The sequence below is a fragment of the Halomonas sp. genome (assembly GCF_031581305.1).
In the GTDB taxonomy this organism is placed as follows: domain Bacteria; phylum Pseudomonadota; class Gammaproteobacteria; order Pseudomonadales; family Halomonadaceae; genus Halomonas.
Map to the genome: position 1 here is coordinate 1 of NZ_JAVLBC010000120.1, position 10,017 is coordinate 10,017.

Annotated in this window: 8 protein-coding genes; 3 read left to right on the forward strand and 5 right to left on the reverse strand. The window is 67.0% G+C overall.

Features of this window, described 5'->3' with window-relative positions; translation table 11 throughout:
• The 5 genes from RI841_RS10895 to RI841_RS16515 form a co-directional block, all read right to left on the reverse strand.
• Window positions 1-778 (reverse strand): FAD-dependent oxidoreductase (locus RI841_RS10895; RefSeq protein ID WP_310705623.1); only part of this gene is annotated, 778 nt, incomplete at its 3' end.
• A gap of 84 nt (window positions 779-862) precedes the next feature.
• Window positions 863-3,964 carry a molybdopterin dinucleotide binding domain-containing protein gene (locus tag RI841_RS10900; protein ID WP_310705624.1) on the reverse strand — a complete coding sequence of 1,034 codons (3,102 nt, stop codon included), beginning with the start codon at window positions 3,962-3,964 and terminating at the stop codon, window positions 863-865.
• Window positions 3,957-5,150: an NrfD/PsrC family molybdoenzyme membrane anchor subunit gene (gene nrfD, locus RI841_RS10905; protein WP_310705625.1), complete on the reverse strand. Its 1,194-nt coding sequence runs from the start codon at window positions 5,148-5,150 to the stop codon at window positions 3,957-3,959. The genes RI841_RS10900 and nrfD overlap by 8 nt, the downstream gene beginning before the upstream one ends.
• The gene (dsrO, locus tag RI841_RS10910) at window positions 5,134-5,910 is read right to left on the reverse strand and encodes a sulfate reduction electron transfer complex DsrMKJOP subunit DsrO (RefSeq protein WP_310705626.1); all 777 of its coding nucleotides are present in this window, start codon (window positions 5,908-5,910) and stop codon (window positions 5,134-5,136) included. The genes nrfD and dsrO overlap by 17 nt, the downstream gene beginning before the upstream one ends.
• A gap of 262 nt (window positions 5,911-6,172) precedes the next feature.
• Window positions 6,173-6,352 (reverse strand): hypothetical protein, encoded by a 180-nt coding sequence (locus RI841_RS16515; RefSeq protein ID WP_405000937.1) that lies wholly within the window; start codon window positions 6,350-6,352, stop codon window positions 6,173-6,175.
• Window positions 6,353-6,856: 504 nt separating this feature from the next.
• On the opposite strand from RI841_RS16515, the gene RI841_RS10920 reads away from it, so the two are divergent.
• The 3 genes from RI841_RS10920 to RI841_RS10930 form a co-directional block, all read left to right on the forward strand.
• Entirely contained in the window at window positions 6,857-8,296 is a 1,440-nt protein-coding gene (locus RI841_RS10920) for an APC family permease (protein WP_310705628.1), read from the forward strand.
• A gap of 153 nt (window positions 8,297-8,449) precedes the next feature.
• Complete coding sequence (gene glaH, locus RI841_RS10925) at window positions 8,450-9,430, forward strand: glutarate dioxygenase GlaH (RefSeq protein WP_310705629.1); 981 nt, start codon at window positions 8,450-8,452, stop codon at window positions 9,428-9,430.
• A gap of 86 nt (window positions 9,431-9,516) precedes the next feature.
• Window positions 9,517-10,017, forward strand: a 501-nt coding sequence (locus tag RI841_RS10930; RefSeq protein ID WP_310705630.1) for an FAD-dependent oxidoreductase, incomplete at its 3' end; no start/stop codon positions are given.

Consider the following 10,017-nt stretch of genomic DNA (forward strand, 5'->3'; position numbering starts at 1 on the left):
GGCCGTCATCCGCCTGCAGCCGGCCCTCCTCGACGGCGACCACCTCGGTGCCGGTATGTACCTCGACGCCCCGGCGGCGCAGCGTGGTCTCGAAGTGCCGGCGCACCCGGGCATTGTGGGTCGGCAGGATGTGCTCGCCGCGGGTGAAGAGCGCGAAGTGGAGCTCGGCCGGGTCGCGCCCCCGGGCGGACAACTCGCGGCCCAGCCGGTACTGCATGGCCAGCAGCAGCTCGACCCCGCCGGCGCCGCCGCCGACCACCGCCACCCGAGTCGTGCCGGCGAGCGCCTCGATGCGCTGGAGCAGCGTCAGCCAGCGGTCGTTGAAGCGGTGGATCGGCTTGACGGGGACAGCATGCTCGGCGGACCCGCCGATCGTATCCACGCGCGGCGTCGAGCCGATATTGATCGACAGCCAGTCGTAGGACACCGGCGGGCGCGAGCGGCAGAGCACCTTGCGCGCGTCGTGGTCGATGCCCACGGCCTCGTCGGCGAAGAAGCGGGCCCCGGCATATTCCGCCAGCCGGCGCAGGTCGATATGCACGTCGTCGTAGCCGTAGTGCCCGGCGACGTAGCCCGGCAGCATGCCCGAGTAGGGGGTGTGGGTGTCGCGGCAGATCAGGGTAAGCCGCACGCCCGGTTCGGGCTTCATGGCGAAGCGCTTGAGCACCCCCACATGGGTGTGCCCGCCGCCGACGAGGACGATATCCCTTAATGCTTGTAACCCCAGGGGGTGCTGCGGGTGCTGCATGGTCAGGGTCGCTCGAGATTGGTGGGGCATTGGCGTTGCCGCCACAGTCTAAAGGCAAATCGATGACGCGACGCCATGCCGGCGTTCGGCATGACGTCGTCGCCTGGTTCGACGTCAGGCATCGAGTCGGGTCACCCGGATGGGCAGGCCCTGGCGTACGGCGGCGCCGCTGATGGGCTCGAGCCAGGTGCCGTCCACGCGGCGGGTGGGGTCCTTGAAGCCCAGGTCGTTGATGTTGATGCCGGCGCGCAGCCACTCCAGGTCCGGCTGGGACTCGCCGTCGATCACGTGGGGGATGGCCCCCAGATCGCGGTGGCCATAACCGTGCTCGATACCCAGCGCGCCCGGCATTACGCCCTCACCGACCAGCGCCAGGGCGGTCACGCTGCCGCCGGGGCTCTCGATGCGGATGGTGTCGCCGTGACTGATGCCGAAGCGCTCGGCGTCCTGGCGGTGCATCATCACCGGGTTGTAGGGCTTGATCATGCGCAGCCGCTCGAGGCCGATGGCGTAGGAGTTCATCAGGTTCGACTTGAACGAGAACGCCAGCAGCGGCCACGCCTCCTCGGTGAATACCTCGCGCATGGCGCGGCCGTCGGCCAGCGGCGGCAGGGCGTGGCGGGGTACGCCGCGATTTGACTCGCCGGTCTGGGTGTTGATGCTGGTGCCCACCTGCTCGTTGTAGACGCACAGGGTACGCTTCCAGGCGCTGGTGAGGTTCTCGCCCTTGAAGTGGTCCTTGACGTCCTCGAAGCGGCCGCCCCGGGCGTAGAGGTAGGCCACCGGGCCGCGCTCCTCGGGCTTGAGGGTACGCGCAAGCCTCGGCAGCAGCGGGGCCAGGCCGCCGTGGGTGATGTCGCTCTCGTCGGCGTCGGGCAGCGGTTCGCCCTGCATGGCCACGTTGGCGGCGGCGCGCAGGAAGAAGTCCTCGGCGCGGTTGAGCGGGTGCAGGTTACCGTCGGCGTCGGGGATCGCGCCCTCGCCGAAGCCGGGGAGCCCGAGGCGTCTGGCGGTGGCGATGAAGAAGCTCTCCATGGAAACCGGCTCACCTTCCTCGGTCTTCTGCTGGCGCGGTTCCACCACCGGCCAGCAGGCGGTGGTCATCTTGCCCAGGGTGCCGCGCCACGCGCCGGTAAAGCCCCACACCTCGTACATCACCGAGTCCGGCACGATGTAATCGGCGTAGCGATTGGTCTCGTTGAGGAAGCCATCGACGGCGACGTAGAGCCCCAGACGCTTGGGGTCCTTGAGCTTGTCGGCGATCAGTGCCTCCAGGCCCGCCTGCCCGTAGATGGGGTTGGCCATGCAGCCGATCACCGCCTTGATCGGGTAGGGGTAGCCGTCCAGCGCCGAGGGCAGGTGCTCGGTGAGGGTGGGCGGTGCCAGCGAGCGCCAGGGGGCGCGGGCGGGGTAGGGGTTCTCCCCGGCGGCCACCTTGCGCCGGTACTCGGAGGACTTCTCGTAGGGGAAGCGTGAGCGAGAGAGGAAGATCCCCTTGGGGCCGCGCTTGCCGGGGAAGTTGGCCAGGTCGTAGCGGGGGCCTTCGCCCACGCCGTTGAACTGGCCACCGCCGGGGGCGCTGCCGCCCTTGCGGTTGTGGTTGCCGGCCAGCACGTTGAGCATCTGCACCGCAAAGGCGGCGTAGAAGCCATTGCCGGACATCATGCCGCCGTGGCAGTTGGTCACCGCGCGGCGACCGTGGCGGGCATAGCGCTCTGCCAGGTCGACGATGGTGGCTTCGGGGATGCCACAGTGCTCGGCATACTCGGCCAGGGAGTACGCGTTGGCGGATTCGCGCAGCAGGGTCATGCTGCTCTTCACTCGCACGTTCTCCCCGTCGGCATGTTCCACCTCGCGGTCGACGAAGAGCTCGGCGGCCATCGCGTCAGTGCTCTTCACCAGCTCGCCGTCGGCCACCACCATGGGCACGTCGGCGTCGCTGTCGGCCTCGTCCAGGCCCAGGTCACTGGCGCGCAGGAAGCGGCCGCGGCGGGGGTGGCCCTCGGACTCGATCACCAGGTGGGTGGCATTGGTGTGGGTCACCTCGCCGGCGGCGTCCGCAGCGGGCTGGCCGGGCAGTGCCAGGAAGTCCTTGGCGTACCCCTCGTTGTCGAGCAGCCACTGGATCACCGCCATGGCGAAGGCGCTGTCGGTGCCCGGGCGGATCGGCACCCAGCGGTTGTGCTCGTCGGCATGGGAGACCGAGGCGTTGAGGCCGGGATCGACCACCACGTACTCCAGGGTGCCGGCGGCACGTGCCTGGGCGATCAGCCGCCCCTGGCGCTTGAAGGGGTTGCCGGCCTGGCTGGGCGCACAGCCAATGTACATGATGAAGCGCGCGTTCTGGATGTCCGGCTTGACGTGGGCGAACTTCTGCATGTCGTTCATCACGGCGCCGGAGCCCATGCGGAAGGCCAGGCCGCAGTAGGAGCCGTGGTGGCCGTAGTTGCGGGTACCGAAGGCGTTGAAGGCGAAGCGCTTGAGCAGTGCCGAGCGGCCATAGTCGGTGGCCTCCATCACCATCAGCTGGTTGGCCTTCGGGCCATACTCGGGGTTCTCCGGGTCGATGGGGGTGTCGACATCGTGGATGGCACGCAGCCCGTCCACGTGCCCCTCGCCGAACAGGTCGCCGCCCTCGCAGATCTCCTCGATGACCTGCTCGAAGGGTACCTTCTGCCATTCACGGCCGCCGCGCCCACCGACCCGCTTGAGGCAGTGGGTGACGCGGAAGGGGCTGTCGATCTGGCTCATCATGGCGTTGCCGCGGGCGCAGGCGGTGGAGCGGTTCTGCTGACCCTGGTCGCCATAGGCGCTCAGCCCGCGCAGGGCTTCGGCCACCGGGGTACGCATCGGCAGGTGCTCGTCGGCGGAGAGCGGGTTGTAGGGGTTGCCGGCGACGCGCAGCACCTGATCGGTGGCATTGTCGACGCGCACCCGCACCCCGCACTTGGTGGTGCAGCCGTAGCAGACGGTGAAGGCGAGGCGCTGGTCCGGGTTGAGTGTCAGCTCGCCGCTGGCCGGGTCGACGGTGTACTCCGGCGCCAGGGAGTTGCCGTGGATGCGGTGCTCAGGTTTTTCGCCGGCGCTGCCGGTGATCCCCTTGCCCATCTTGAGCAGCGGGTCGGCATAGCCGGCCGCGAAGGTGGCGGCACCGCCGGCGGCGACGGCGCCTTTCATGAAGCGACGGCGTGAGGTATCGACAGGGAACTTAGCCATGGCCGGGGGCTCCTTCAGTGGTTTCCGCAGCGCTGTGGGCGTCGGGTTGTGCGGGGGGAATGTCGGCGGCACTGCCGCCCTGGCGGGCCTGGCGCCACGGCACGAAGAGATCGATCAGCAGGATGGCGGCGAGCCACAGGCCGAAGGTGCCGACGATGCCCAGGATGCCGGAGGAGCCGGCGGGGATGCCGTAGTGGTGGAAGCCGGCGCTGTGGCGGGCCACGGTCTGCACGTCCATCAGCACCACCCAGCGGAACATCCAGCCCACATGCAGCGCCACCAGGCCCAGCACCCAGGCCCAGGCGAACAGCGCCGGGCGGCGTGCGGCGGGGCGGGTGAGCAGGAAAAGCACGGCACCGAACAGGGCCACGCCGGTGAGACCGCCCCACAGGGCGGTGCTGCGCCACTCGGCGCTGTCGCGCACCGACTCCATGGCCGCGGCCACCGAGCCGACGTGGGCATTGATGCCGTCGAGGAACCAGCTGCCGGCGACCAGCGCGGCGACCAGGCAGGCCCCCAGCATCACCCTGAGCATCTGCCGAATGACCGTGGTGCTGCGCTCGCCGGCCACCCGGTTGAGCACCAGGACCAGGCCGGCGGCGGCGATAACGCCGGTGGCGACGAACATTGGCGGCAGCCACACGGTGTGCCACAGCGGGCGGGCCTTGACGATGGCCACCTCGGCGCCGGTGTAGAGCATGATGCCGGTGGAGAGCGCCAGGGTGCCCAGGCCCACCAGCACCATCAGGGCGCGCGGGGTCGGGGCGTCGCCCAGCGACAGCCAGCGGGCGATGAACCCGGCGATGCCGGGTGCCTGGCGATGGGCCTGCAGTGCCGGGCGCCAGGCCAGCCACGCCAGTACGATCACGCCCACGAGATAGAGCGGCAGGACCAGGCTGCCGACGGACATCCAGGAGTGGCTGTTGGCGTAGGCGTAGAAGTGCCAGAAGCGCAGCGGCTGGTGCAGGTCGGCGAGCAGCGCCACCGGGGCCACCAGGGTGGTGGTCAGGCAGGCCAGCAGCGCCAGGCGCGCGGTGGGCAGCCACCTTGCGCGACCGAACACCAGCGCCGGGGCGGCCAACCACAGGCTGGCGTAGGAGAGGGCGATCATGAAGAAGTACTGCACCGCCCAGGGGTACCAGGCGATGTCATAGCGCGGGGCGAGCAGCTCAATGGCGGAATTCATAGCCCATCTCCTTGCCGTGGGGGTCGAGGACGTCCAGGGCCACCGGCTCGGCGTCGGGGCGAGTGACGAAGCGCTCGTCCATGCCGAGGTAGAAAACCTGGGGCAGGGTGTTCTTTTCGGGCTGCAGCACCATCAGCTCGTCGCGATGCTCGGCGATCATGCGGCTGATCTGGCTCTGTGGGTCGCGCATGTCGCCGATGATCCGCGCGCCGCCCACGCAGCTCTCCACGCAGGCCGGCAGCAGGCCGGCCTCCAGGCGATGGGCGCAGAAGGTGCACTTGTCGGCGGTCTGGGTGCGCTCGTTGATGAAGCGCGCGTCGTAGGGGCAGGCGTTGACGCAGTAGGCGCAGCCCACGCAGCGGTCGCTGTCGACCACCACGATGCCGTCCTGGCGCTGGTAGGTGGCCTCCACCGGACAGACCGGCACGCAGGCCGGGTTCTCGCAGTGGTTGCAGAGCCTGGGCAGCATGAAGGTGGCGACCTCGCCGGTCTCCTGGTGCTCCACCTCGTACTGGGAGACGGTGGTGCGGAAGCTGCCCAGCGGGGCGGCGTTCTCGATATGGCACGACACGGTGCAGGCCTGGCAGCCGATGCACTGGCGCAGATCGATGAGCATGCCGTAGCGCTTGCTGGGATCGCCTTCACGGCGGGGTGGCTGCTGGTTGATGCCGGCGCTGGCGACGCTCGAGAGCGGCACCATCGCGGCGCCCGCGCTGAGGCGGGCCAGCTGGCCGAGAAGGGAACGGCGAATGGGGTCCATGGCGCCTCCGGTGGCCTGGGTGGGGCGGGGTTGCCGCCTGACGGGTCAAGGTCGATACCGGAAGGCTACCTGCGACCAAGGTCCAGGCACTTGATGTCGATCAAGGGATTATTGGCAATCTCTTAACCCTGGCGTAATCCTGGTGCAAGTCTTTGATTTTAAAAGTTTTAAAGATGGTCGGTCAGGCAAGAAAAAACGCCCCGCCTGCAAGGCGGAGCGTTCGCTGTTCGTCATCGTGTCAGCCTCCCGCGGGAGGGTGCGATCAGGGCGGTGAGCCGCTCGGGTCGATGGTGCGGTAGACGAGGCGGAGCTCGTCGATGGTGAGATGCTCCAGCTTCCCCGAGAGGAGGTCGCTTATCTTCTGCATCGGCAGACCGGCGCGGCGGGCGATTTCTCGGCTGCCGAGGTCCGATACAGCGATCAGCCGCGTGATGATGCGCATGAGGCGTGACCGTTTTTCCAGGTCCCTGACATCAAGGTCAGGGCAGCTTCGCGGGGGGTCGGTGGGTTCCGCGTATGCGGTATGTCGTGCCGTGCTCATGATGCTCCAGTGGGCGGTTTCGACAGCCACACTATGGGGTCTATACGGCGATTTTGCCAGTATCGATTCGGTGATTTTTGGTGTGAGACGGGGGCATCGCGGGGTTCGTGGTCCGGGGCAAGGGTGTGCAGAATATCGAACTAGCCGGGCGGTCCCGCCGATGGCCGGCATGTGGCGGCGGTGGCAACCTCTGGATACGCATATCCTTATACTGTAAGGACGCCCGAGGAAAGGCATCGTCCTGCCTTGCGGGGATTTCGCGACCGGCATGGGTCGGCTGCGACAAATGTCTAGTCACCGGGTGTTCAATATTTCTTGAACGTTTGTCGTTCGTTTACTATTTTTGTCGATGTTTTGTGAAAAAATCTTACATCGCGGCAATCGACAATCGACCAAGAGGCTGACATGAACAACGAGACGTCCACGGAGACGCACCTGACGCGAGTCCTTGCCCGCAAGGACGTGCTGGCCCTGGCCTTCGGCGCCATGATCGGCTGGGGCTGGATCGTGCTGACCGGCAGCTGGATCCAGTCGGCCGGCAGCCTGGGGGCCATCACCGCCTTCCTGATCGGCGGGCTGATCATCGTGCTGGTGGGGCTGACCTATGCCGAGCTGGCCTCGGCGATGCCCCAGGTCGGGGGCGAGCACGTCTACAGCTACCGGGCCATGGGGCACTTTGCCTCCTTTCTCTGCACCTGGGCCATCACCCTGGGCTACGTGAGCGTAGTGGCCTTCGAGGCCGTGGCACTGCCCACCGTGGTGGAGCACCTCTTTCCGAACTATGCCGTGGGCCAGATGTGGAACATCGCCGGCTGGGACGTGAAGGCCACCTGGGTCGCCGTCGGCGTGGCCGGGTCGGTGCTGATGATGTGGATCAATTACATCGGCGTACGCACCGCCGCGCTGGTCCAGAAGGTGGTGACATTGCTGATCCTGGCGGTCGGCATCCTGTTCATCACCGGCGCCCTGTTCCAGGGCAGCACCGAGACCATGCAGCCGCTGTTCAGCGTCGAGGAGGGTGTGATGGGTGGCATCATGATGGTGATCATCATGGTGCCCTTCATGTTCGTGGGCTTCGATGTGATCCCGCAGGCCGCCGAGGAGATCAACCTGCCATTCCGCGAGATTGGCCGGGTCTTGATGATCTCGGTGATCCTGGCGGTGTTCTGGTACGCCTTCATCATCCTGGGGACCGCACTGATGCTCGATCCCGAGGCCCTTGGTGCCAGTTCGCTGGCGGTGCCGGATGCCATGCAGGCGGCCTTCCAGGCACCCTGGGCCGGCAACCTGATGATCCTGGCCGGAATCGCGGGCATCATCACCAGCTGGAATGCCTTCTACATCGGCGGCTCACGAGCCATCTATGCCCTGGCGCACTCCGGCATGCTGCCGGCCTTCCTGGCCAAGCTTCACCCGACGCACCGCACTCCGACCAACGCTATCCTGGTGATGGGTATCCTTTCCAGCATTGCGCCCTTCTTCGGCCGCCAGGCGTTGGTCTGGCTGGTGGTGGCCGGTGGCCTGGGCATTGTCATCGCCTACCTCTTCGTGGCGCTCTCCTTCGTGGTGCTGCGCCGGCGAGAGCCGGAGATGGCGCGGCCCTTCCGGGTCCGCCGTGGCAAGACCGTGGGTGCCCTGTCGGTGATCCTGTCTGTCGTGCTGATCGGCATGTACCTGCCGGGCAGCCCCTCGGCGCTCTCCACCATCGAGTGGTTCATGTTCGCCGGGTGGATGCTGATCGGGCTGGTCCTCTACGCCTGGTCGCGGGCCCGCTATGGCATCGCCTACAGCGACACCATGATGAACCGCGAGCTGGCTGGCGCCGATCCCTATCCCGGTCGCTGAAGTCATCTCCTGACGGGCCGCACCGGCGGGTTCCGGTGCGGCCCTGAAAGCCAGGGGATTAAGGACGGCCAATGGGCGTCCTTTATTTTTGACACAATATAAAAATATCTATATTTTTATATTGTGTCCACGTAATGCCATGGAGCCCCTGACATGACCGTACTGACCCAGCTTCCCGAGACCGCCATGCCCCTGCCCGCCGATATCCGCGGCTTCACCCTGGCGCCGTCCTCCCAGTCGCCGCGCCTGCTGCAGTTGACCATCAGCCGCGAGGTGGTCGAGGCCTTCCTGGAGGCTGTCGCCGAGTGGCCGGTGCAGGCGCTGGAGTACAAGTCCATGCTGCGCTTCCGCGTGGCGAAGATCCTCGACGACCTGTGCGACAACACTCTGCAGCCGGTGCTGGTCAATACGCTGGTGGACCGCGCCACCGGTGGCTTCCAGGTGGTTCCCGAAGGGCTGGACGCCGTCGAGCAAGCCGACGAGATGGTCAAGGTGGCCACCGCCGTGGCTCACCTGATGGGGCGCTCCAACTACGACGCCATGAGCGGCCAGTACTACGCACGCTTCGTGGTCAAGAACGTCGATGACTCCGACTCCTACCTGCGTCAGCCGCATCGGGTCATGGAGCTGCACAACGACGGTACCTTTGTCGAGCAGGACACCGACTATGTGCTGATGATGAAGATCGACGAGCAGCACATGGAAGGCGGCAACTCGCTACTGCTGCACCTGGACGACTGGGAGGGGCTGGCGCGTTTCTACCACCATCCTCTGGCACGCCGGGAGATGCGCTGGACCGCGCCGCCCAGCAAGAATGTTGCCAAGGACATCTACCACGCGGTCTTCGACGTGGACGCCAGCGGTCTGCCGATCATGTCCTACATCGACCAGTTCGTGCAGCCCAAGGACTTCGAGGAGGGCAACTGGCTGACCGACCTCTCCGAGTCGCTCGAGAACAGCCCGGCGATCCTCTCGGTGCCCAACCCGGTGGGCAGCTTCCTGCTGATCAACAATCATTTCTGGCTGCACGGCCGTGACCGCTTTACGTCTCACCCGGACCTGCGCCGTGAGCTGATGCGCCAGCGGGGCTACTTCACCCATGCCAAGACCCTGCGCAACCCGCGCCAGGTCTGAGGTGCCGTGCCCCGAACGACGGGGTACCCTGACGAGGCCACGCCGTGACGACGGCGTGGCCGTCTCATTGGAGGTGCGAGAACGGCATGTACGATTTCATCATCATCGGCGGCGGCATCCTGGGCATGTCCACCGCCATGCAGCTCAAGCAGGCCTATCCGGATCGCCGCATGCTGGTGGTGGAGAAGGAGGGCGGGGCGGCCCGACATCAGACTGGCCACAACAGCGGCGTGATCCACGCCGGTGTCTACTACACGCCGGGCAGCCTCAAGGCGCGCTTCTGCCTGGAGGGCAACCGGGCCACCAAGGCCTTCTGCGACGCCCACGGCATCGCCTACGACACCTGCGGCAAGCTGCTGGTGGCCACCAACGAGCAGGAGAAGCAGCGCATGGAGGCGCTATGGGAGCGCACCGCGGCCAACGGCCTGGAGCGCGAGTGGCTCTCCAGTGAGGCGCTCAAGGAGCGCGAGCCGAACATCACCGGCATCGCCGGCATCTTCGTGCCCTCCAGCGGCATCGTCGACTACGCCGAGGTCACTCGGGCGATGGCCGCCGAGTTCGAGCGCCTGGGCGGCGAGATCCGCTTC

Excerpts from the sequence above, each read along its gene's own strand:
- RI841_RS10900 (WP_310705624.1), bottom strand. The coding sequence starts at position 3,964 with ATGGCTAAGTTCCCTGTCGATACCTCACGCCGTCGCTTCATGAAAGGC.
- nrfD (WP_310705625.1), bottom strand. The coding sequence starts at position 5,150 with ATGAATTCCGCCATTGAGCTGCTCGCCCCGCGCTATGACATCGCCTGG.
- dsrO (WP_310705626.1), bottom strand. The coding sequence starts at position 5,910 with ATGGACCCCATTCGCCGTTCCCTTCTCGGCCAGCTGGCCCGCCTCAGC.
- RI841_RS16515 (WP_405000937.1), bottom strand. The coding sequence starts at position 6,352 with ATGCGCATCATCACGCGGCTGATCGCTGTATCGGACCTCGGCAGCCGA.
- RI841_RS10920 (WP_310705628.1), top strand. The coding sequence starts at position 6,857 with ATGAACAACGAGACGTCCACGGAGACGCACCTGACGCGAGTCCTTGCC.
- glaH (WP_310705629.1), top strand. The coding sequence starts at position 8,450 with ATGACCGTACTGACCCAGCTTCCCGAGACCGCCATGCCCCTGCCCGCC.